Source organism: Streptomyces sp. SAI-135 (assembly GCF_029893805.1).
Classification (GTDB): Bacteria; Actinomycetota; Actinomycetes; order Streptomycetales; family Streptomycetaceae; genus Streptomyces.
This window is the reverse complement of the sequence record NZ_JARXYP010000002.1, coordinates 1,365,953-1,387,582: the sequence shown is the minus strand read 5'-3', so window position 1 is coordinate 1,387,582 and position 21,630 is coordinate 1,365,953. Positions and strand designations below refer to the sequence as shown.

The window sequence follows — 21,630 nt, the reverse complement described above, 5'->3', positions numbered from 1 at the left end:
GACTCGGACGGCCCCCGGGGTCAGGACTCCTGGCCCTGCTTCTTCTCCTTGATGCGCGCCGCCTCCTTGCGGACCTCGGCCTGCGTGGCGCGCTCCTTCTCCAGCCACTCGGGCCGTTCTTCCCGCAGCGCCTCGATCTGCTCGGTCGTCAGCGGCTCGGTGACCCCGCCGCGGGCGAGACCGGCGATGGAGACACCCAGCCGCGCGGCGACGACCGGGCGGGGGTGCGGGCCGTTGCGTCGCAGGTCCTGCAACCACTGGGGCGGGTTCGCCTGGAGTTCGTTGAACTCGGCGCGCGAGACGACACCCTCCTGGAACTCGGCGGGGGTGGCAGGAAGGTACACACCCAGCTTCTTCGCCGCGGTGGCGGGCTTCATCGTCTGGGTGCTCTGGTGCGACGTCATGCAGTCCAGACTATCGGCCGCGCACGAGACCTCCGACCACAGTGGGTAACCTTGCCGCGTGACAGACTCGCCAGTATCCCCCTCCTTCCGGCTCGCGTACGTCCCCGGGGTGACGCCCGCCAAGTGGGTGCGGATCTGGAACGAGCGTCTGCCGGACACCCCCCTCCAGCTCCTCCAGGTGACCGCCGCCGAGGCCTCCGACGTGTTGCGCGACGGAGCCGCGGACGCGGGCTTCGTACGGCTGCCGGTCGACCGTACGGTGTTCAGCGCGATCCCCCTCTACACCGAGACCACGGTGGTCGTCGTCCCCAAGGACCACGTGGTGACGGCGGCCGAGGAGGTCACGCTGGAGGACCTCGCCGACGAGGTCGTCCTCCACCCCCTCGACGACGTCATCGGCTGGGAGCGGCCGCCCGGGGAGCCGGCCTTCGAACGCCCGGCCACCACGGCGGACGCGATCGAGCTGGTGGCTGCGAACATCGGCGTCCTCGTGGTCCCCCAGTCCCTGGCCCGCCTCCACCACCGCCGCGACCTCACCTACCGCCCGCTCACCGACGCCCCGCAGTCCGGCATCGCCTTGTCCTGGCGGGAGGACGCGACAACGGACCTGGTCGAGGACTTCATCGGCATCGTCCGGGGCCGCACCGTCAACAGCTCACGTGGCCGCGCCCAGCCCGAGCCGGAGCGCGGGCAACGCCCCGAGAGGAGCGGCGGCCGCAAGCCGGCGGGCACCGGGAAGGGCACGGGCCGGGGATCCTCCGGCGGGGCCAGGGGCGCCCGCGGCGGCTCCCGCACGTCCGGCGGCTCCAAGGGCACCGGCACGCGCCGCGGCAAGCCGAAGCGCCGGGGCTAGCCTTCCGCGGTGGCCCGGTGGCCCGGTGGCCCGGTGGCCCGGGAGCCCTGTGGGCCGGAAGCCTGGACGGACCTTGCCGCGTGGCCGTGGGCTATGCGCTGCCAGTGGCCGCGCGGTGGTGATTTCCCGGCTGCGCGCTCCCGGCTGTCCTGGCGACGCGCTCGCCCCGGGACCAGGTGCCGGCCCGGCGTCTCAGGCGCCGGCGAACGCCCCGTCGGCCCCGAAGGCGACCCCGGCGAACCGTTCTCCGATGCGCCGGTGCGTCGCCGCGTCCGGGTGCAGGTCGTCCGGGAGCGGAAGCTCCGCCGAGTCCTGCTCGCCGTACAGCTCGCGCCCGTCGAGGTAGTGCAGGTGGGGGTCGTCGGCGGCCCGCTGCTTCACGATCCGGGCCAGTTCCTCGCGGATGACCTGGAGGGTCAGCTTCCCGCTCGCGCGTTCCGCCGGGTCGCCGAGGGTCCTGAACCGCAGCCGGCCCTCGCCCATCTCGCTGAAGTCCGGGAAGCAGGGCCCCGGCGTGTCCTCGTGCATCGGGCACAGGATGGGCGAGACGACCAGCAGGGGCGTGTCCGGGTGGCCCTCGCGGACCGTGTCGAGGAAGCCGTGGACCGCCGGGCCGAAGGCGCGCAGCCGCATCAGGTCGTGGTTGACGATGTTGATGCCGATCTTGAGGCTGATGAGGTCGGCCGGGGTGTCCCGCACGGCCCGCGCGGTGAACGGGTCGAGCAGCGCGCTTCCGGCGAGGCCCAGGTTGACCAGCTCCACGCCGCCCAGTGACGCGGCGACCGCGGGCCAGATGCCGGTGGGGCTCGCCGCGTCGGACCCGTGGCTGATGGAGCTGCCGTGGTGCAGCCACACCCGCCGGTCACTGAGCGCCGCGGGCTCGACGGGCGCGTCGGTGCGCAGGGCGATCAGCTCGGTCGTCTCGTTGTGCGGCAGCCAGATCTCGACGTCCTTGAGGTCTGCGGACAGCCCGTCGAACCGGACGGTGCCGGGCACCCCCGGCCGGACCTCGGACGTCCCCTCGGTCATGTCGACGGTGATGACGTTGCCGCTGCGCACGCTGCCCTGCCCGGCCGGACGCCCGTCGACGACCAGGTCGTACAGACCGTGCGGGCGGGGCGGCGCGCCCACGTAGGCCCGCTTGGTCGGCAGGGCGTCCAGCTCCACCGCCGTCGCCCGGGTGCGGAAGACGAGCCGTACGCCGGAGGGCTGGGACTCGGCCATGGCGAGCTGGTCGTCGGTGTTCTGGGCGCGGGCCCGGGCGGGCAGCCGGTGCGGCAGCACCCCGTGCTCGGTGTGTTCCACGTCGAGGGCACCGCGCAGCAGGTCGGCGATGACGGGGGTGGTGATCCAGTCGGGCATGTTCCTCAGCCTGTCGGTCAGCGGGTCGGCCAGTTGCGCAACAGCGTGTCGAGGGCGTCCAGGATCCGCGTCCAGGACTCCTCGGAGTCGGGGGAGCTGTGGCTGAACCCGCCTGCCCCCTCCAGGCTCGCGTAGCCGTGGAAGGTGCTGCCGAGGAGCCGTACGGCGTGGGTCTGGTCGGGTTCGGGCAGGTCGTAGCCGCGCAGGATGGCCCGCGTCATCTGCGCGTGCCGGACGCCCGCGCTGGCGGCCGCGGTCTCCGGGTCGAGTTGCAGCCGGGCGGCCGCGGCACGGCCCGGGTGGGCGTGGGCGTAGTCGCGGTAGACGTTCGCGAAGGCGGTCAGGGCGTCCTTGCCGGCCCGTCCGGCCACCGCGTCGGCGGCAAGGTCGGCGAGCTCCTCCAGGGCGAACAGGGCGATCCGGGTCTTGAGGTCCTGCGAGTTCTTCACGTGCGAGTACAGACTCGCGACCTTGACGTCGAACCGGCGGGCGAGCTCCGAGACGGTGACGTGCTCGAAGCCCACCTCGTCGGCCAGCTCCGCGCCTGCCCGGACCAGTCGCTCCGTGGTCAGCCCCACCCGTGCCATAACCGTCCTCTCGTTTGCCAGAGTCGATTATGCGTTTGCCTAAAGCATTTAGGCAATCTAGCGTGGAGTTATGGAACCGCTGACCGAGCAAGAGATACGTGCCGCCTTCGTGAACTGCACCAAGGGCGAGGCGAAGCGGCTGTCGGTGCCGCGCGACCTGGCGGACCGGCCGTGGGAAGACCTGGACTACCTCGGCTGGCGCGATCCGCAGGCCCCCGACCGCGCCTACCTGGTGACCGTCCTGGAGGGGCGGCCCACGGCCCTCGCGCTGCGCGGCTCGACCGCAGGCTCCGGACAGGCGCGCCGCAGCATGTGCTCGATGTGCCTGACCACCCACTCCGGCGGTGTCTGCCTGATGGTCGCCCCGCGGGCGGGCAAGGCCGGGCAGCAGGGCAACTCGGTCGGGGCGTACATGTGCGACGACCTGGCCTGCTCGCTGTACGTGCGCGGGAAGCGGGACGCGGGCCCCGGCGCGCGACTGCACGAGACGCTCACCGTCGAGGAGAAGATCCGGCGGACGGTGACGAACCTGGCAGCCTTCGTCGCCAGGGTCACGGGCGCCGCATGAGGCACCGGTGACCCTGGCGAGTGCGCCCGGTGGGGTCAGGGGACGTACGTCGCCCGCTGCGCCGTGCCAGCACCGTCCGGCCGTTCGCCGGGGTGAGCAGCCCGGCCGTCATCCAGGAGTTGCCGTCGACCGCACCCGGGTGCCGAGTGCGGTCCTGGTGGCGAAGGGCGCCCCGGTTCCAGATCTCGTCGAGCAGTGAAGTGCCGTCGGAACGCACCGGGTTGGCCACGCCGGAGTCGACCCCGCCCAGGTGTCGCGCCCCGGGACGGCTCCCACCCCGCACCGCTGAGCCGGGTGCCATGGTCACCGTCACCCCGTCACCCCGTCACCTCGCCACGCGGGCCACCGAGCCGCACCGGCTGTAAGCCCCCGCCCGGACCCCCACCGGCCCGGGGCCCCACGGTCAGCCGGCTCCCCGCAGCAGCCACTCATGAGCCGTCCGCGCCGTGAACTCCTCCTGGCCGCCCCGCAGAAGGAGACCGGCCCGGGCGAACTCCGGGGCGTCCGCCTGGGCCGCGACGTACGGGACCGCGATGCAGCGCATCCCCGCCGCGTGCGCGGCCGCGGCGCCGGGAGCCGCGTCCTCCAGGACCACGCAGTCGGCCGGCCGCGCACCGAGCCGGCGGGCCGCCTCCAGGAAGACGTCCGGCGCCGGCTTGCCGTGGGGGACCTCGTCGGCCGAGACGGTCGTCCGCAGATACGCGTCGAGTCCCGTCCCGGCCAGGATCGCGTCGATGGCCTCCGGCGAGGACCCCGAGGCCACGGCCATCGGCACGCCCTCACCGGCGAGCAGCTCCACGAACTTCCGCATCTCGGGGTACACGCGGGTGGCGGTGCGGGCCAGCTCCAGATAGCGCCGGTTCTTGTCCGCGAGCAGCTCCGCCACGGACGCCCGCAGCCCGTACAGCGACTTCCACCGCGTCACCGTCTCCCGGGTACTGATCCCGACGTACCGCTGGTGGTCGGCCCAGGTGAAGTCCGGGACGCCGTGCTCGGCGAGGGTCCGCCGACCCGCTTCGTAGTAGTTCGGCTCGCTGTCCACGAGCGTTCCGTCGAGATCGAAGATGACCGCTGTGCCGCTGAGCCTGCTCATGGCGTCCAGGATGGCAAAGATCAACCGCGGGTCGTGCGCCCGACCGACTCCACCAGTGGCAGCAGCCGGTACGCGACCCGTTCCCGCAGCGCCACCTCGGTGCGCGTGCGCACCACGCCCGGCAGGCTGATCACCTTCTGGATCACGTCCTCCAGATGCGCGTTGTCCCGCGCCACGACCCGCGTCAGCAGATCCCCGCCGCCCGCGATCGAGAACGCCTCGACGATCTCCGGCACGGCCGCCAGCGCGTCCCCCACGTCGTCGAGCCGCCCCTGGGTCACCTCGATGTGCACGAAGGCCAGCACCGGATGACCGAGCGCGGCCGGTGACAGCGAGGGCCCCGAACCGGTGATCACCCCGTCCCGCTCCAGGCGGTCCAGCCGCGCCTGCAGGGTGCCCCGGGCGATCCCGAGGATCCGCGCGTACTCCCGCACGCTCGTCCGCGGCTGTTCCAGCAGCAGCCGCAGGATGCGGGTGTCGAGTGCGTCCACGGCCATGGCGTACGGCCTCCTCGTGCATGGTCCTTTGGCCCGCCGACGGCCGCTCCGGGACCGCCTTCGATATACCAATGGCCCAGCATATTCGACCTCGCTTGAGCCGACAGTGCCGAGGATGCTGCAATGAGCCCGTCGATGGCGCTGCGGAACCCCCGCGGCGCCTTTTCCATGCCGGTGTCCGAGGGAATCAGGGGGCGGTACGTGCTGAAGAGGGTGTTCGTGGCGCCGGACCCGGGCCGGGTGCGGCTGCGGTTCGCCGCGCGGGCGGTGCTCGGGATCGGACTCGCCGTCGTGGTGTGCGGCCTCGCGGGCCACTCGCTCGCCGGTGCCGTCACCGGCGGTCTCGCCGCGCTGCTCGCCCTGTTCACCGTCACCGATGCCACCGTCGAGCAGCAGGCGCTCACCACCGCCCTGCTGCCCGCCGTGGGCCTCCCCGTGCTCACCGCCGCTGCCGAGCTCCACGACCAGCCCGTCGCCCGCGACCTCATCTTCCTCGCCGTGGTCGGCGCGGGCGTGTACGCCCGGCGCTGGGGCCCGCGCGGGCACAGCCTCGGCGTCTTCGCGTTCATGACGTTCTTCGTGGCGCAGTTCCTGCACGCGACCACCGACCGGCTGCCCGAGCTGTACGCCGCCGTCCTGCTGTCCGTGCTCACCGCCGCCGCGGTCCGCTTCGGCCTGTGGTGCTACGAGCGCCGGCTTCCCCCGGCCCCGGTGCCCGCCCCTCCCGCCGGCACCGGCCTCGCCCGCGCGACCACCCGTCAGGCGGTGCAGGCCCTGGCGGGTGCGGGCTTCGCCCTCGTCGTAGGCCAGCTGGTCTCCGGACAGCGCTGGTACTGGGCCGTCGGCGCCACCTGGTGGATCTTCGTGAACACCGCCTCACGCGGCGAGACCCTGGTGCGCGGCTTCCGCCGCGTCCTCGGCACGGTGATCGGCATCGGCCTCGGACTGCTCGTCGCCGTACCGCTGCACGGGGCACCGGCGCCCACGGCCGTCCTCGTCGCCGTCTGCGTCTTCGGCATCTTCTACACGGCCGCCGTGTCGTACACGTGGATGATGCTGTGGGTCACCCTGCTCGCCGAGCTCCTCTACGGCCTCCTCGGCGTCCTGGACCCCGGCCTGCTGGCGCTGCGGCTCGCGGAGACCGGCGTCGGCGCGGTCGGGGCCGTCCTGGCGGTGCTGTTCGTCCTGCCGATCACCACCCACAGCGTCACCGACGCCTGGATCCAGCGTGCCCTGCGCTGCGTCCACGCCTGCACCGCCGAGGCCGCCGCCCGTCTCGCGGGCGTACCGGGCGCCGACCCGGCCGGCCGCGTCGCGGAACTGGAGCAGCTGCTCGGCCGGGTCCGCCTCTCGGTCGCCCCGCTGGTCCACCCCCTCCACCCCGTGTCGGCCCGCAAGCGCCGCGCCCGCCGCGTCCTGGCCCTGCTGGACGACTGCGCCCGGGAGATCCGGGGCCTGGTCACCGTCGCGGCCGATCCCGAGGCCTCGCACGACACCCGCCTGACCACGGCGTGCCGACGGGTGGAGGGCGCGGTGGAGGCGCTCACCGACGGCAGGGACCTCCCGGTGGCGGACGCCCCTCCCGCCGGGGAACCCGCGCTGGCCCATCTGCACGGACTGGAACGGGCGCTCGCGGAACTGGCGGCGCCCCTGCGGACCCCGACCGGCTCGCCGCTGGTCGGGGCCTGAAGCCCTTCCCTGTCCGGGTCCGCCCTCGTGAATTTACCGCGGTTGGTCTAGACCGGTAGTGATCGACTGCTACCGTCGCCCCGAGCGGCACGGACCGAGAGGGGACGACTGTGGCAGACGGCGGCGGACGGCGACGGGCCTGGATCGGGTCGTTCACGGCGGCGGGAGGCCCCGGCATCGTGACGGCGGCGGTGACCCCGGGCACGGGCGCGCTGAAGGTGCTGAGCGGCCTCGACGCCGTACCCGATCCGTCGTATCTGGCCCTGTCGTCCGACGGGGACGTGCTCTACGCCGTCAGTGAGACGGCCGAGGGCGCGGTCGCCGCGTACCGGGTGACCGGCGACCGGCCCGAGCCGGCCGGCCCGCCGGTGGCGGTGGACGGGAACGGGCCCACACACCTCGCCGTGCACGCCGGACACGTGCTGACCGCCAACTACGGCTCCGGCAGCGTCACCACCCTGCCGCTGCGTCCCGACGGCACCCTCGCGGGCGCCCCCTCCGGAGTGCTCCGGCACACCGGCGCGGGCCCGCACACGCCCCGCCAGCAGGGCCCGCACGCCCACCAGGTGCAGCCCGATCCGAGCGGGCGGTGGGTCGTCAGCGTCGACCTCGGCACCGACTCCGTGCGGGTGTGCACCCTGACCGGCGGAACACTCGACGTGCACCGCGAGATCGCCCTGCGCCCCGGTTCGGGACCGCGCCACCTGGCCTTCCACCCCGACGGCACCCGCGCCTACGTCCTCAACGAGCTCACCCCGACCCTCACCGTGTGCCGCTGGGACGCCGAGGAAGGCTTCCTGAAGCCCCTGAGCGAGGTCCCCGTGCTGGCGGGCGCCCCTTCGGGCGACGCGTACCCGTCAGGGGTCGTCACGTCCCCCGACGGCCGGTTCGTGTGGACCGCCACCCGCGGCGAGGACGTCCTGTCCACGTTCGCCGTCGAGGGCGACGAGCTGCGCCTGGTCGGCACCGTCATCTGCGGCGGCCACTGGCCCCGGGCCCTCGCGGAATACGGCGGTTTCCTGTACGTGGCGAACGAGCGCTCCGGCGACGTCACCTGGTTCGCCGTCGATCCGGCCACCGGCCTGCCCCGGTACGAAGGTTCGATCGAGGTGCCGGCCGCCTCCTGCGTGATCTTCGACTGACCGGGGCCGGCACGCCGAAGAGCCCGCTCCGACGGTGGGAGCGGGCCCTTTCGGTGTTCGCGGACGCGGACGCGGACGCGGGTGCGGGTGCGGGTGCGGGTGCGCTCAGCGCACCGGGGCACCCTGCGCCTGCTGCGGGGCGATGCCCAGCGCGGTCGTGTACTTGGCGAGGACGAGCTTGCCGATCGCCGGGTAGGGGCCGAGCGGGTCGGCGGCGGAGCAGTCGGCCTCCCTGGCGGCGTCCTCGATCACGGCGGGGTCGATCTCCGGCCCTATCAGGTAGGGCGCGAGGGCCAGCTGCTGCGAACCGGAGGACCGCAGCTGCTCGGCGATGGACGCGATCGAACCGTCCTGGTCCAGCGCCGCCGCCATCACCGGCACGGCCAGCCGCGCGGCGAGCAGCATGCCGGTGATCCCGGCCGCCTGCACCGCCTCCTCGCCGCCCACCGCACCGAGGATGATGCCGTCGGCGGCGGTCGTCACCGCGAACAGCCGGGCGCGGTCGGCGCGGGCCAGCCCGGCCTCCGACAGCCGCACGTGCAGCGCCTCGGCGAGCAGCGGGTGCGGGCCCAGCACGTCGGTGAGGTCGGCCGCGATCCGGCTGTCCATCACGGCCTGGCGGATCCGGCGCAGCAGCGAGCTGTCCGGACCGGCGAGCAGCGGCACCACGACGGCGACGGGGCCCTCGGGCTCCTTGACGTCCATCCCGGCGGCCTTGGCCTGCTCGTAACGGGCGGTGCGCTCGTCGGCGGTGTGCGCCAGCACGGCCTGGAGCGTGGGGAACTCCGAGTCGTCCCCGTCCAGGTAGCCGATCCGCGCGTCGAGGCCGGGCAGCTCGGAGCGGGCGATGCTCACGACCTCCTCGGCGAGACCGCGCGTGGCCGCGCCGGGCGTGCCCGGGACCGCGAGGACGAGCGCGGGCGCGCCCTCGGGAGCCGCCAGCGGCTCGGGTCGGCGGTGCCGCCCGGGCTGGCGAGGTCGCGGCATTCGTACTGGCAGGCCGGACGCGGGCCCAGTGGGGGAGCTCATGGCGACGCATGTTACTGGCTTCCTGGGCTTCCCTGTTCGGGGAGGGTGCAGGTGAGCGGTATCCGTCCGGTTTTGTCTGATGAGTTACGTCCGCTTCAGCCCCTCTTTGGGCTCACCACGTACACCATCGCCTCGTCCGGCGGCAGGGTCAGTGCACCGCGCGCCAGTTCTGTGGCGATCTGTACGGATCCCTCCAAGGGGCCGCCCGCCGCCGGGACCCGCCGCGCGTGCGGCAACCGCCTCTCCAGCTCTTCCTCCAGCGGTACGACGAGGGCGGCACCCAACCTGAACAAGCCACCGGTGAGGCCGACATGTGCCTCGCCCTGCGCCGGACACACAGCGGCCGCGGAATCGGCCATGTGGCGGGCCGCCTCGCGCAGGATCCTCCCGGCCACCGGGTCGCTCCCGGCGCAGGCCGCCACCTGCGGCGCGAAGGAGGCCAGCACGGCGGGCCGGTCCGTACGCGGGTAGACCCGGCCGGGTAGTTCCCGCACCGGTCCGAACGACTCCTCGGCCCGGGCCAGCAGCGCGGCCGAGCCCCCGGACCGACCGTCATGGGCACGCAGCGCCGCCTCCAGTCCGGCCCGCCCGATCCACGCGCCACCCCCGCAGTCGCCCAGCAGATGACCCCAGCCGTCCGCCCGGCGCCAGGACTTGAGGTCGGTGCCGATCGCGACGAGACCGGTACCGGCGGCGAGCACCGCGCCCGGACGCGTTCCGAGGGCGCCGGTGTAGGCGGTCACCGCGTCCGCGACGAGCGCGACGCTCCGCGCCCCGAACTCCCGCTCCAGCGCGGCGGGAAGCTCCGCCCGCAGGGCGTCACCCAGGGTCGCGAGACCGGCCGCCCCGACGACGGCGGTACCGAGCCGGTTCACGCCCGCCTCGGGCATGAGAGCCCGGACCAGGGGGACCAGTTGCTCCATCAGGTGATCCGGATCGATGCCGCGCGGACCCGTCCGCACCGGCACCCGTGACTCCCGCGGCGCCGTGGTCCCCCGGCCGGGGGTGCCGACGACGACCCGCAGACCGGAGCCGCCGGAGTCGACGGCGAGGAACCCGTCATCCGTCGCTGAAGGCATGCGGCTCCTCTCCTTCCCGTCGACCGGCGGCGTGCTCGGCCGGGCCGGCTCGAAGATCTCGACGGGGAGGAAGAGTAGCGCCCGCGGCACGGCCCGCGAGGGGGTCTTCCCTGGGTATGCGGGGCGTCGGTGTGTGCCAGTAGAGTGACGCGCCGTGGCACCACGACCCTTGCACGAACTTGTCGAAGCAGGCTGGGCGAAGGCCCTCGAACCTGTGGCCGAACGCATCGCGGCGATGGGGGACTTCCTCCGGGCCGAGATAGCGGCGGGCCGGACCTATCTGCCGGCCGGGGCGAACGTCCTGAGGGCCTTTCAGCAGCCCTTTGACGACGTCCGCGTCCTCATCGTCGGTCAGGATCCCTACCCCACACCGGGAATGGCGATCGGACTGAGTTTCGCGGTGGCGCCCGAGGTGCGTTCCCTGCCGGGAAGCCTGGAGAACATCTTCCGGGAGATGCACTCCGACCTCGGACTGCCCAGGCCCTCGAACGGCGATCTGACGCCGTGGACCCAGCAGGGCGTGCTCCTGCTCAACAGGGCGCTCACGACCGCCCCGCGCAAGCCCGGCGCGCACCGCGGACAGGGCTGGGAGGAAGTCACCGAGCAGGCCATCCGGGCGCTGGCGGCGCGCGGGAAGCCGCTGGTGTCCATCCTGTGGGGGCGGGACGCCCGCAACCTCCGCCCCCTGCTCGGCGACCTTCCGGCGATCGAGTCCGCCCATCCGTCACCCATGTCGGCGGACCGCGGCTTCTTCGGCTCGCGCCCCTTCAGCCGCGCCAACGACCTGCTGGTCCGCCAGGGCGGACAGCCGGTGAACTGGCAACTGCCGTAGAACGTCAGGCGGACTCTCCTCCGGACGCCCCCTCACCGGGAAGCCGGCTCCTCAACGGGAAGCCGGCTGCTCACCGGTGGGCCGGCTTCTGGTCAGTGGACGGCTACTTGTCCGTGGGCCGGCTTCTTGACCGTGGGCACGATCCCCCGACGGCCCGTCAGGATCACGCGACCACCGCCGCCCGCACACACAGCACGTCCGGCAGGTGCGAGGCCAACTGCCGCCAGCTGTCGCCGTCGTCGGCCGAGGCGTACACCTCGCCGTTGCGGTTGCCGAAGTAGACGCCGGCCGGGTCGGTGTCGTCCGTGCACATCGCGTCCCGCAGCACCGTGCCGTAGTGGTCCTCCTGCGGCAGGCCCGCCGTGAGCGGTTCCCAGCTCTTGCCCGCGTCCGCCGTGCGGAAGACCCGGCACCGGTGACCGGCCGGGACACGGTCCGCGTCGGCGTTGATCGGGAAGACGTACGCCGTCCCGCCGCGGCGGGGATGGGCGGCCGCCGCGAAGCCGAAGGTGGACGGCAGCCCCTCGCCGATGTCCGTCCAGTGCGACCCCCCGTCGTCGCTTCTGTACACACCCCAGTGGTTCTGGAGGTAGAGCCGGTCCGGATCGGCCGCGTCCCGGGCCACCTTGTGCACGCACTGGCCGAACTCCGGGTCCGGGTCGGGCAGGAACACCGCCGAGACCCCGGAGTTGGACGGCTCCCAGCTCGCGCCGCCGTCCCGGGTGCGGAACACCCCGGCAGTGGAGACGGCCACGGTCACCGCGCGCGGGTCACGCCGGTCGGTCAGGACGGTGTGCAGCCCCTCCCCGCCGCCGCCCGGCACCCACTTCGACCGGGTCGGATGCTCCCACAGGGGCCGGACCAGCTCGAAACTCTCCCCTCGGTCCTCGGAGCGGTACAACGCGGCCGGTTCCGTGCCCGCGTACACCACGTCCGGCTCTGCCGCCGCCGGATGGAGCTGCCAGACCCGCTCCAGGGAGGCCCCGGTGTCCTTCGGGAACTTCACGGCGGGCCGGGCGGGCTCCGTCCAGGTGCGGCCCAGGTCGTCGGAGTGGAACACCGACGGTCCCCAGTGGGCGCTGTCGCCGCCGGCCAGCAGCCGCGGGCGCTCGCCCCGGGTGTCGATCGCCACCGAGTACACGGCCTGCGCGTTGAAATACGGGCTCTCGTCGAACTCCCAGGTGCCGCCGCGCCCGCGCCCGATGAACAGACCCTTGCGCGTCCCCACGGCAAGCAGCTTCTCGGCCATACCGGTCACCTCCGTGACGTCTTTGTCCCAGACACCGGCCAGTCTGCACCCCGCCACTGACAGTCACCTCTGGAAAGGGCTTCACCGCAGGTCAGAGCGGGGATGATAACCGGCCGCGGCGATTGACGGGCGGCTTTCGGCAAGGTGCCGTCGGTGCCGGGCGGCCGCTGGGAGCGTCGTGACGGAGAACTCGCCGTGAGCCGTGAGCATCCAGGAGACCTCTCCCGTATGGGAGGTCGGTCCGGCATGTTCGTGCGCCCGTCGCTCATGAGGAGGATGCCTTCGATGGCGTTCCGTGGTCCCAAGGTCTGGCTGTGGCGCTGGCGACGCAATCCGCTCAGACGCCGCGCCGACGCCGTCGAGGCGTGGGTCGTGCTCGGTGCCTGGCTGCTCACCGTGGTGGCCGGGGTGCTCGCCGGGCTGGGGGTGAGCCGGGCCGTCGAGCACCAGCTGGCGCTGGAGCGCGTGGAGTGGCGGCCCGTCGTGGCCCGGCTCGCCGACCGCGCGCCCGGCACGGCCGACCCGGGCACGTCGAGCGGGGAACGGGTGTGGGGCGAGGTGGCCTGGACCGGGGCCGACGGCTCGGTCCACACGGGCCAGGTGCGCGTCGATCCCGGCAGCACCCAGGGCACCCCGGTGACCGTCTGGACCGACGCCCAGGGGCGTCTGATGACCCAGCCCGCCACCCGGGACCAGGCCAGGATCCGCGCCGCGATGATCGGCGTGCTGGTCGGCGTGAGCACCGCGGCCGTCCCCTTCGTCGGCGGCCGGGTCCTCCGCGGGCGGCTGGAACGCCGCCGCCTCGACCGGTGGGACACGGACTGGGCACACTTCGGACCCCTGTGGGGCGGGAGGCGGGCGGACGGGAGGTAGCACCGGCGGGCGGGACGGCGTGGCGCCGGCCGGCACCGCGTGAGCGCCCTGGGCGCTCGCCGTACCGTCTCCTCCTACGGCCTCCGCGCAGGACGGCCCGTACCCGGCCGCCTCCGACATCTGGGCGCGGGGCCCCTACCCGGCCGCCGCCAACACCTCCCGGCACGCGCGCACCAACCGCTCGTCGTCCAGCACGTCATGGCTGCCGTACCCGCGGGACGGCGACGCCAGATGCCTGCGCCGAGCGGCCAGTTCGGCTCGGAGAAGATCATGCAGGGGCGCTCCGGCGGGTCCCAGGGCGGCGAGGCAGGCGGTGACGGCCCGGCGGGTGTACGGACGCTCCCTCCAGGCCGTGCGCAGGACCGGCGCGGCGAGCTCCCCGTCCCCGGAGATCCGCCACACCGCACACGCGGCGGACACCCGCTCCCACGGATCCTCCGCCAGGAGCATCCGCCGCACCTCGGGCAGTGCCCCGCCGGCCTTCGGCCCAAGGCGCCCCAGCACCCCCGCGGCCACTCGCCGTCGAGGCATGCCGTCCGCCAACTCACCCGTCAGCACGGGCAGTACGGCCGACGCGTCCCCTTCCACCGACCACAGCGCTCCCGCGGCGACCGCCGCGTACTCCGACTCCAGCAGCTCGCGCAGCACGGGTACGACCCGGGCGGGCGCAGCGCTGCCGAACTCCTCCAGGGCGCGGACGGCCGCCTCCACGACGGCGTCCCGCCTCCGCAGCGACTCCGGCAGACCCCGCACCAGCCGCAGCACCTGCGGTACGGCCTCCGTGTCGCCCAGCGCGGTGAGGGCCGACAGCAGCGGTACGGCCCGCTCGAAGGTCCCGGCCGAGTCCGGCGCGACCTCGCCCAGCAGACGGCGCAGTGCGGGCGCGAGCGGGGCCGCCGCGGGGCCCAGACGGCCGACCACATGGCCCAGGTCGTCGGGCACGTCCGGACCCGCCAGCACCTGTTCCAGCACCGGTGTCGCCCGGGAGTCCCCGCTCCTGGCAAGGGCCTTGAGCGGACCGCCCAGGGCCGGTGCCCCACGCTCCCGGCACCGTACCCACAGGTCCGGCCGGGAGGTCACCAGGGCGGCCAGGTCGTCGGCGGCGGGCGCGGCCAGGTCGAACAGGTCCTCCAGGACGGACACGGCGGCCTCGCGCAACCAGTCCTCGTCCGAAGCCAGTTGGGCGCCTATCAGGGTGACGAGCCCGCTCCAGTCACCGCGCCACTCACGGAACAGCCCCGCAGCCATCCACACGGCGTTGCACCGGTCGACGGCGTCCGGACCGGTCAACTGCCCCTCCAGAAGGGCAGCGCGCTCGGCCAGTCGGTCCCCGAGACCGCGGTGCAGGGTCCGCAGCAGCTGCGAGCCCTCCTCGTCCGAGGGCCGCAGCCGCCGCAGCCGGTCCGCGAGGGTGCCGGAGTGGGGGCAGCCGACGTCGTCGCGTCGGCCGGAGCGCTGCGCGGACCGCTCCCTGAGCAGTTCCACGGCGACCGTCACCAGGTCGGGCGGCAGCCGGTCGGGAGCGCACTCGGCGAGCCGGCCGAGGGCGGCGAGCCGCAGGCCGGGGTCGTACGGCGCGGCGCTCTGGGCCGTCAGCAGTTCCAGCGCCCCGGCCGCGTGCCCGGGATGCCGTCGTACGAAGAGGCCGAGGCTCTCGGTGAGGGCGTGCAGGACCCGGTCGTCCCGCTCCAGCGCGCAGCGCTCCCGCAACAGCCCCAGCACACGCGCCGGTTCGTCCAGGAAACGCACGAGGGCCCCGGGGACGGCACGGCGGACGGCGGGGTCGGCGTCCCCCGCCAGCCGGACGAAGACCTCGGCGCCGGCGCGCACCCCTGCCCGGGCCCGCGCGCGCAGCCGGTCCTCGGCGCCGTCCTCCCGGCCCGCGCTCTCCGCCCCGATGCCGACGAGGAGTTCGACGATGCCGGCCCGGTCCGCGACCTCCCCGCTCGCCACGAGCGCGAGCAGAAACGGAACGCAGGCCACGGTCGAGTCGTACACGTCGCCCTGGTGGTGCACGGCGCCGTACAGCCCGTCGAGAGCCGTCTCCCGCTCGACCGGGTCCGCGGAGGCGAGCCCCCGCAGCAGTCCGGGCACGTCCGCCGCGCTGCCGTCCGCATGCCGCAGCGAGGCCCAGTCGACCTCGTCGATCCCCGTGAACACGTTGTCCTCCCCAGGCGAAGTACCAACTGATCGGAGTCTGCACCACGGGACCGACAACGAAGCGGAATCAGCGTGTGACGGTGAGCGATCCGGACAGGGAGGTGGTCCGGTTCTCGCCAGGAGGCGCCGGGACGGCCTCAGTTGTCACCGGGCAGGGCCCTCGCCAGGACCCGCGTCCACGTCCGCGGCCTCGGGCAGCGTGCCGAAGGCGTGCCCCCAGTCGCCGCCGAGCCGGGTCGCGCAGAACGCGTCGGCGACCGCGGCCGGGGCGTGCCGGACGAGGAGGGAGGCCTGGAGCGTCAGAGCCATGTGTTCCACCAGGCGGCGCGCACCCGACTCGGACGCCGTGGCCAGCAGGTCCTTCAGGCGGGCCACGGCCGAGTCCAGGCGGGCGTCCGCCCCCTGGGCCAGGGCGAGTTCGCCGAACAGCGCCTGCGCGGTGTCCGGATCGCGGCGCAACGCCCGCAGGACGTCGAGGGCGTTGACGTTCCCGGAACCCTCCCAGATCGACAGCAGGGGAGCCTCCCGGTAGTGCCGGGGCATGCCCGAGTCCTCCACGTAGCCGTTCCCGCCGAGGCACTCCAGGGCCTCCGCGGTGAAGGCCGGACCCCGCTTGGTGACCCAGTACTTGCCGACCGCGGTGGCGATGCGGCGGAACGCCTGCTCGCCGGTGTCCCCGCGCACGGCCCGGTCGGCGGCGCCCGCGAGTCGCAGCGTGAGGGTCGTGGCGGCCTCGGACTCCAGTGCCAGATCGGCCAGGACGTTGCGCATCAGCGGCTGGTCGATCAGCCGGGCGCCGAACGCGCTGCGGTGCCGGGCGTGGTGACCCGCCTCGACGAGCGTCCTGCGCATCAGGGTCGCCGACATCATCACGCAGTCCAGCCGCGTGCAGTTGACCATCTCGATGATCGTCTTGACGCCCTGCCCCTCGGGTCCGACCAGCCAGGCCACGGTGGCGTCGAACTCGGGCTCGGAGGACGCGTTCGACCGGTTGCCGAGCTTGTCCTTGAGGCGCTGGATGCGGAAGGTGTTGCGGCTGCCGTCCGGCAGGACGCGCGGGACGAGGAAGCACGACAGCCCGCCCGGCGCCTGCGCCAGCACCAGGAACACGTCGCACATCGGCGCCGAGGTGAACCACTTGTGCCCGCGCAGCGTGTACACCCCGGGCTCCGCGGTGGGCGTGGCCGTCGTGGTGTTCGTCCGGACGTCGGACCCGCCCTGCTTCTCGGTCATCCCCATGCCCGCGAGCAGCCCGCGCTTGTCGGTCGGGACCCTGAGCTCCGGCTCGTACTCACGGCCGGTCAGCAGGGGTTCGTAGACCTTCGCCAGCTCCGGTTCCCTGCGCAGCGCGGGGATCGCCGCGTACGTCATCGACGTGGGACAGCCGTGGCCCGCGTCCGTGTGCCCCCACACCAGACCGCCCGCCGTGCGCGCGACATGGGCGCCGGTACGGTCCTCCGCCCACGGCGTGCCGGCCAGGCCCTCGGCGACGGCGGTCCGCATCAGATGGTGCCAGCTCGGGTGGAAGTCGACCTCGTCGATCCGGTTGCCGTACCGGTCGTGCGTGCGCAGCACCGGCTCGTGCCGGTTGGCCTGATCCGCCCACTCCTGGGCCTCGGCACTGCCGGCCCGCAGACCGAGCCGGCGGAGTCCCTCCTCGGCCCAGGCGGCACCCTCGCGACGCAGCCCTTCCAGCAGGACGGGGTCGTCGGAGGCGTCGTACGGGGTCAGGGGAGGGGGCTGGTTGGTGACGGCGTGGGTGGCGGCGTGCTCGGACGCGGGAAGGGAGACCATGGAGCCCATGTTGCACTTCCTCTGCGGCCGTAGCAATAGTGCAACATGAACGGGTCGTACAGTACGTGACCATGCGGAGGAACATGGCGGAGCAGCCCGGCGGGGTCGACCTGCGGCCGCTGTCCGCCCGGTCGGTCGTGCTGAGCCTGCTGCTCGGCGCGCATCCGCCGGAGATGCCGGTGAAGGACCTGGTCCGCGCGGTGGAGCCGTTCGGGGTCGGCGGCTCCACGCTGCGCGCCGCGCTCAGCCGGATGGTGAGCGCCGGTGACCTGCGGCGCGCCGACACCGTCTACGGCCTCAGCGACCGCCTGCTCGCGCGTCAGCGCCGTCAGGACGACTCCGTGCATCCCCGCACGCGCGCGTGGGACGGTGACTGGGAGACGGTCGTGATCACCGCGACGGGCCGTGGACCGGCCGAACGCGCCGACCTGCGCGCACGGCTGACCGCCCTGCGGCTGGCCGAACTGCGCGAGGGTGTCTGGCTGCGTCCCGCCAACCTGCTGCGGCCGCTCCCGGACGACCTCGACGGGGTCGCCCGGCGCTTCTCGGCCCGCCCGGACGGTTCCGGCCCCGAGCTGGCCGCCGCGTTGTGGCCCCTCGACGGCTGGGCGGCCGACTCCCGGGCGCTGCTCGCCCATGTGGCCCGCGCGGACCGGCCCGCCGACCGGCTCACCGGCTTCGCGGCGGTCGTTCGCCATCTGCTGACTGATCCGGTGCTGCCGCCCGAACTACTGCCGTCCGACTGGCCGGGCGCGGAACTGCGCTCCGCGTACGCGGCCTATCAGCGCGAGCTGGCCGACACCGTCCCGCAGCAGCACGTGCGCGCATGACACGGCGGCCGTGCGAAGCGCCGTGCGGGGGCACTTCGTACGGCCGCCTTCACCTGCCGGTCGGCTACCTGTAGGTGATGTCGGACGTCGCGTACTTGCAGTACGTACCGTCGGGTCCGGAGCCGTTCGTGGTCGGCTCCTTGCCCGTGTTGTTCCCGATGTACTTCTGGCACGGGACGATCTTCTTGCTGGAGTCGCCCACGATCGTGATGTTCTTCAGGGTCGCGCTGTCGCCGTAGTTGGTGTTGATCCCGACGAGCTTGTTGCCCGAGTAGGTCGCCTCGACGGTGTTGAGGTTGATCGTCCGCTTGTACTGCGTCGAGCAGTTGCCGCAGGAGCGCACGAAGGTGCCGAAGTTCTGCACCGCGAAGCTCGAGACGTTGAGCGTGCCGGCGCCGTTGAACTGGAACACCTTGTCGCTGGCCGACCGCGCGCCACCGCCGGAGACGGTGTAGACGTTCGACGACGAGGAGCCGCGGAAGGTCGCCGCGTCCTCGCCGACGTCCTCCCACCACACGTTCTGCAGCGTGCAGCTGCCCGCGCAGTGGATGCCGTCGGCCGCGGGGGCGCCGATGATGACGTTCTTCAGGACGGTGCCGGCGGCCAGGTTCAGGATCGGCCCCTGGTCCTCGTCCTGGCTGTCGCTGCCGAGGTCGCCCGTGCCGTACAGGCGCTTCATCCCGTAGTCCTTGGTACCGGACAGCTGGATGGTCGAGGAGACCGCCTGGCTGCCGTTCGCGGTGGGCCAGGTGGCGGCGCTCGCCGTCGGCGCATGGAGAGTCATGATCATGCCAACCGAGAGGCCGAGGGCGGCCGCGGCTCCGGTCAGCGCACGCGTACGCGCGCGTGGACGTGCCGAAGAAGTCATGTCCCGGATCCTTCTTCCTTGTCGGGGGGTGGACTGGTCGGGGGTGGTCAGAGCTTTCCGGCGCCCGCGCCGCCGGTCACCGAGGTGACGACGGAGGAGGCGGGCTCGGCGGTGTAGCTGTACGGAGCGCTGGTGAAGGTGCCGACCCGGGAGACCTCGGTGGCGGCTCCGCCGAGGTCGTTGCCGCGCAGGTTGGCGTACCCGTCCACGTCGCTGCTCCGGTTCGTGGTGACAGCGACTCCGGTACTGCGGAAGACGTTGTTCTCCACGAGCATCTGGGCGCCCATGCGCGAGTGCACCGCGGTCTCGGCGCCGACGACGTAGTTGTCGTAGAAGTGCCCGGTGCCGAAGCGCAGGCTGGGGATGCGCGAGTTGACGTTGTCGAACCAGTTGTGGTGGTACGTCACCTTCAAGTGACCGGTGTCCTCGCTCGCGTTGTTGTCGCTGTGGCCGACGAGCGAGCCCTTGAAGTGGTCCTTGAAGGTGTTCCAGGACACCGTGACGTTGTCCGAACCGTGGTTGATGTCCAGCAGTCCGTCGTAGTAGTCCTTGTCGTGATCGCGGTCCGCCGAGAAGGAGTTGTGGTCGATCCACACCTTCGTCGAGGCCTGCACCTCGATGCCGTCGGCGGGTGCGAGGGGCTTGCTGATGTTCAGGTTGCGGACCACGACGTTCGTGACCTTCTTCAGCCGCAGCCCGCCGCCGGTGAATCCGGACGACGAACCGACGCCCAGCACCGTGGTGTTGGAGCCGACGTCGACCGTGCCGCTCAGTGGGATCAGGCCGTTGACCTTGACGACCTTCGCCGTGCTGCCGGTGACGGCCGTCTTGAAGGCGCTCAGCGTGGAGACGGTGACCGCGGAGGCGCTGCCGCCGCCGGTGGTTCCGGCGCCGAAACCGATGGGGGAGGTCTCGGCGGCCCCGGCCGGCTGCGGAACGGCCAGGGCGGCCGCCGTCGCGAGCGCGGCCGCACCGGCGGCCAGAGCGGATCTTTGCGCGTGTGTACGTGGGGGGCGAGTACGCATGCGGGTGCGTCCCTTCGGGGTGCCTGTCTGGTACCTGTTGGGCATGTACGTGAGAGATGTTCACCAATCTGAATAGCTTGGGCAGTGTCGAACGGCAATGTGGGGCCCGGTGAGGCGGGTCGGTCACATCGCTGAACGGAACGTAGAGGGTAAGCGCTTTCTGGTCAACGCTTCGCGCAGAAGACATTCGGCCGTGCGGATGGGGGAGGGGTTGGCGGATGCGAGCGAATTCTTTCGATGTGTGGGAGCGCTTCCATGGCGGCCATGTGCATGCCACGATGCTCGCCGACCTCCACCACTGCCTCGACCCGGCCGCGGACCACCTCATCCTGCTGATCCTTCGAGAGAGAGGGGCAAGGACGTGTCCACCATCCCCAGGAGACCGCTCGGTTCGGCGCTGGCGGCGCTGCTGGCATTACTCGCGGCGGTGCTCTTCGCCGCCGTCCCCACCGCGTCGGCCCGCACGGAGGCCGCCCCCACGGCGGCCCTCACCGAGATCACGGGCTTCGGCGCCAATCCCAGCAACCTGCAGATGTACCTGTACGTGCCGGACAACGTCACCGCGCACCCGGCGGTCGTCGTGGCCGTGCACTACTGCACCGGCTCGGGGCCGGCCATGTACAACGGCACCGAGTGGGCCCGACTGGCCGACACCCACGGCTTCGTGGTGATCTACCCCTCGGTCACCCGCTCCAGCAAGTGCTTCGACGTGTCCTCGCCGCAGGCGCTGAAGCGGGGCGGTGGCAGCGACCCCGTCGGCATCAAGTCGATGATCGACTGGACGGTGCGGACCTACTCGGCCGATACCGGCAGGATCTACGCCACCGGTATCTCCTCCGGCGCGATGATGACGAACGTCCTGCTAGGTGACTACCCGGACGTGTTCGCGGCAGGCGCGGCCTTCTCCGGCGTGCCCTTCGGCTGCTTCGCCACGACGGACGGCTCCGAGTGGAACAGCGCCTGCTCGGGCGGCACCGTCACCCACACCCCGCAGCAGTGGGGCGACCTGGTCCGCGCCGCCTACCCCGGGTACACGGGCCCCCGGCCGCGCATGCAGGTGTGGCACGGCACCGCGGACGACGTGCTGCGCTATCCCAACTTCGGCGAGGAGATCAAGCAGTGGACGAACGTCCTCGGCGTCAGCCAGACACCCGCCGCCACGGACACGCCGGTCTCGGGCTGGACCCGCACGCGCTACGGCGCCACCGGTGACCGGGCGCCCGTCGAGGCGATCAGCCTCCAGGGTGTCGGCCACAACCTCTACACCAACGGCATGGCCGCCCGCGCCCTCACCTTCTTCGGCCTCGACAGCTCGGGCCCGGCACCGCAGCCCCAGCCGGGCGCCTGCAAGGTGACGGCCACGACGAACGCCTGGAGCACCGGCCTGACGGCCTCGGTCACCCTCACCAACACCGGCACGACCGCGATCAACGGCTGGCAACTGGCCTTCACCCTTCCCGCCGGCCAGACCATCACCAACGGGTGGGGCGCCACGTACACCCCGGCCTCCGGCGCGGTGACGGCGACGAACGCGACGTACAACGCGACGATCGCGCCGAACGCGAGCGTCAGCATCGGCTATCAGGCGAACCACGGCGGGAACAGCGCGGCGCCGGGCGCCTTCACCCTCAACGGAAAGGCCTGTACGGCGAGTTGACGGTCCAGGGCCGTCGCGATCCTCCGGCGGGACGACCCG

Annotated in this window: 19 protein-coding genes and 1 pseudogene; 8 read left to right on the top strand and 12 right to left on the bottom strand. The window is 72.9% G+C overall.

Annotated features, from left to right (window positions below; translation table 11 throughout):
* Positions 1-20: 20 nt before the first annotated feature.
* Positions 21-404, bottom strand: a complete 384-nt coding sequence (locus tag M2163_RS10660; protein ID WP_280853022.1) for a DUF5997 family protein — start codon at positions 402-404, stop codon at positions 21-23.
* A gap of 58 nt (positions 405-462) precedes the next feature.
* On the opposite strand from M2163_RS10660, the gene M2163_RS10655 reads away from it, so the two are divergent.
* On the top strand, positions 463-1,257 hold the full coding sequence (locus M2163_RS10655) for a LysR substrate-binding domain-containing protein (protein WP_280853023.1): 795 nt from the start codon (positions 463-465) through the stop codon (positions 1,255-1,257).
* Positions 1,258-1,449: 192 nt separating this feature from the next.
* Here M2163_RS10655 and M2163_RS10650 read toward each other — a convergent pair whose 3' ends face one another.
* Both M2163_RS10650 and M2163_RS10645 read right to left on the bottom strand, forming a co-directional pair.
* Positions 1,450-2,619: a GDSL-type esterase/lipase family protein gene (locus M2163_RS10650; RefSeq protein ID WP_280853024.1), complete on the bottom strand. Its 1,170-nt coding sequence runs from the start codon at positions 2,617-2,619 to the stop codon at positions 1,450-1,452.
* Positions 2,620-2,636: 17 nt separating this feature from the next.
* The gene (locus tag M2163_RS10645; protein WP_280853025.1) at positions 2,637-3,206 is read right to left on the bottom strand and encodes a TetR/AcrR family transcriptional regulator; all 570 of its coding nucleotides are present in this window, start codon (positions 3,204-3,206) and stop codon (positions 2,637-2,639) included.
* A 70-nt stretch (positions 3,207-3,276) separates the two neighbouring features.
* Between M2163_RS10645 and M2163_RS10640 the strand changes: the two genes are divergently transcribed.
* Positions 3,277-3,774: an FBP domain-containing protein gene (locus M2163_RS10640; RefSeq protein WP_280853026.1), complete on the top strand. Its 498-nt coding sequence runs from the start codon at positions 3,277-3,279 to the stop codon at positions 3,772-3,774.
* 403 nt (positions 3,775-4,177) lie between these two features.
* Here M2163_RS10640 and M2163_RS10635 read toward each other — a convergent pair whose 3' ends face one another.
* Together M2163_RS10635 and M2163_RS10630 are read right to left on the bottom strand one after the other, a co-directional pair.
* A complete protein-coding gene (locus M2163_RS10635; protein ID WP_280853028.1) occupies positions 4,178-4,867 on the bottom strand; it encodes an HAD family phosphatase in 690 nt (229 codons plus the stop codon).
* 20 nt (positions 4,868-4,887) lie between these two features.
* A complete protein-coding gene (locus M2163_RS10630) occupies positions 4,888-5,364 on the bottom strand; it encodes an Lrp/AsnC family transcriptional regulator (RefSeq protein WP_280853029.1) in 477 nt (158 codons plus the stop codon).
* A gap of 201 nt (positions 5,365-5,565) precedes the next feature.
* On the opposite strand from M2163_RS10630, the gene M2163_RS10625 reads away from it, so the two are divergent.
* A complete protein-coding gene (locus M2163_RS10625) occupies positions 5,566-7,053 on the top strand; it encodes an FUSC family protein (protein ID WP_280854268.1) in 1,488 nt (495 codons plus the stop codon).
* A 110-nt stretch (positions 7,054-7,163) separates the two neighbouring features.
* Positions 7,164-8,195, top strand: coding sequence for a lactonase family protein (locus tag M2163_RS10620; RefSeq protein ID WP_280853030.1), 1,032 nt, complete (start codon positions 7,164-7,166; stop codon positions 8,193-8,195).
* A 105-nt stretch (positions 8,196-8,300) separates the two neighbouring features.
* Here the strand turns inward: M2163_RS10620 and M2163_RS10615 are convergent, their stop codons facing one another.
* On the bottom strand, positions 8,301-9,224 hold the full coding sequence (locus M2163_RS10615; protein ID WP_280853031.1) for a hypothetical protein: 924 nt from the start codon (positions 9,222-9,224) through the stop codon (positions 8,301-8,303).
* Between the two features lie 95 nt (positions 9,225-9,319).
* Complete coding sequence (locus tag M2163_RS10610) at positions 9,320-10,303, bottom strand: BadF/BadG/BcrA/BcrD ATPase family protein (RefSeq protein ID WP_280853032.1); 984 nt, start codon at positions 10,301-10,303, stop codon at positions 9,320-9,322.
* 154 nt (positions 10,304-10,457) lie between these two features.
* On the opposite strand from M2163_RS10610, the gene M2163_RS10605 reads away from it, so the two are divergent.
* A complete protein-coding gene (locus M2163_RS10605) occupies positions 10,458-11,135 on the top strand; it encodes a uracil-DNA glycosylase (protein WP_280853033.1) in 678 nt (225 codons plus the stop codon).
* Positions 11,136-11,298: 163 nt separating this feature from the next.
* Here the strand turns inward: M2163_RS10605 and M2163_RS10600 are convergent, their stop codons facing one another.
* Positions 11,299-12,384, bottom strand: coding sequence for an exo-alpha-sialidase (locus tag M2163_RS10600; protein ID WP_280853034.1), 1,086 nt, complete (start codon positions 12,382-12,384; stop codon positions 11,299-11,301).
* A gap of 285 nt (positions 12,385-12,669) precedes the next feature.
* Between M2163_RS10600 and M2163_RS10595 the strand changes: the two genes are divergently transcribed.
* Positions 12,670-13,257, top strand: coding sequence for a hypothetical protein (locus M2163_RS10595; protein WP_280853035.1), 588 nt, complete (start codon positions 12,670-12,672; stop codon positions 13,255-13,257).
* A gap of 135 nt (positions 13,258-13,392) precedes the next feature.
* Here M2163_RS10595 and M2163_RS10590 read toward each other — a convergent pair whose 3' ends face one another.
* Positions 13,393-15,417 (bottom strand): HEAT repeat domain-containing protein, encoded by a 2,025-nt coding sequence (locus M2163_RS10590; RefSeq protein WP_280893847.1) that lies wholly within the window; start codon positions 15,415-15,417, stop codon positions 13,393-13,395.
* Positions 15,418-15,554: 137 nt separating this feature from the next.
* A pseudogene (locus tag M2163_RS10585) lies at positions 15,555-17,211 on the bottom strand (acyl-CoA dehydrogenase family protein).
* 71 nt (positions 17,212-17,282) lie between these two features.
* On the opposite strand from M2163_RS10585, the gene M2163_RS10580 reads away from it, so the two are divergent.
* On the top strand, positions 17,283-18,041 hold the full coding sequence (locus M2163_RS10580) for a PaaX family transcriptional regulator C-terminal domain-containing protein (protein ID WP_280893846.1): 759 nt from the start codon (positions 17,283-17,285) through the stop codon (positions 18,039-18,041).
* A gap of 64 nt (positions 18,042-18,105) precedes the next feature.
* Here M2163_RS10580 and M2163_RS10575 read toward each other — a convergent pair whose 3' ends face one another.
* Both M2163_RS10575 and M2163_RS10570 read right to left on the bottom strand, forming a co-directional pair.
* Positions 18,106-18,909, bottom strand: a complete 804-nt coding sequence (locus M2163_RS10575; protein WP_280893845.1) for a pectate lyase — start codon at positions 18,907-18,909, stop codon at positions 18,106-18,108.
* Between the two features lie 47 nt (positions 18,910-18,956).
* Positions 18,957-19,934, bottom strand: coding sequence for a polysaccharide lyase family 1 protein (locus M2163_RS10570; RefSeq protein WP_280853040.1), 978 nt, complete (start codon positions 19,932-19,934; stop codon positions 18,957-18,959).
* Between the two features lie 361 nt (positions 19,935-20,295).
* Here M2163_RS10570 and M2163_RS10565 point away from each other — a divergent pair, with 361 nt between their 5' ends.
* Positions 20,296-21,591, top strand: a complete 1,296-nt coding sequence (locus M2163_RS10565) for a PHB depolymerase family esterase (RefSeq protein ID WP_280893844.1) — start codon at positions 20,296-20,298, stop codon at positions 21,589-21,591.
* Positions 21,592-21,630 lie beyond the last annotated feature (39 nt).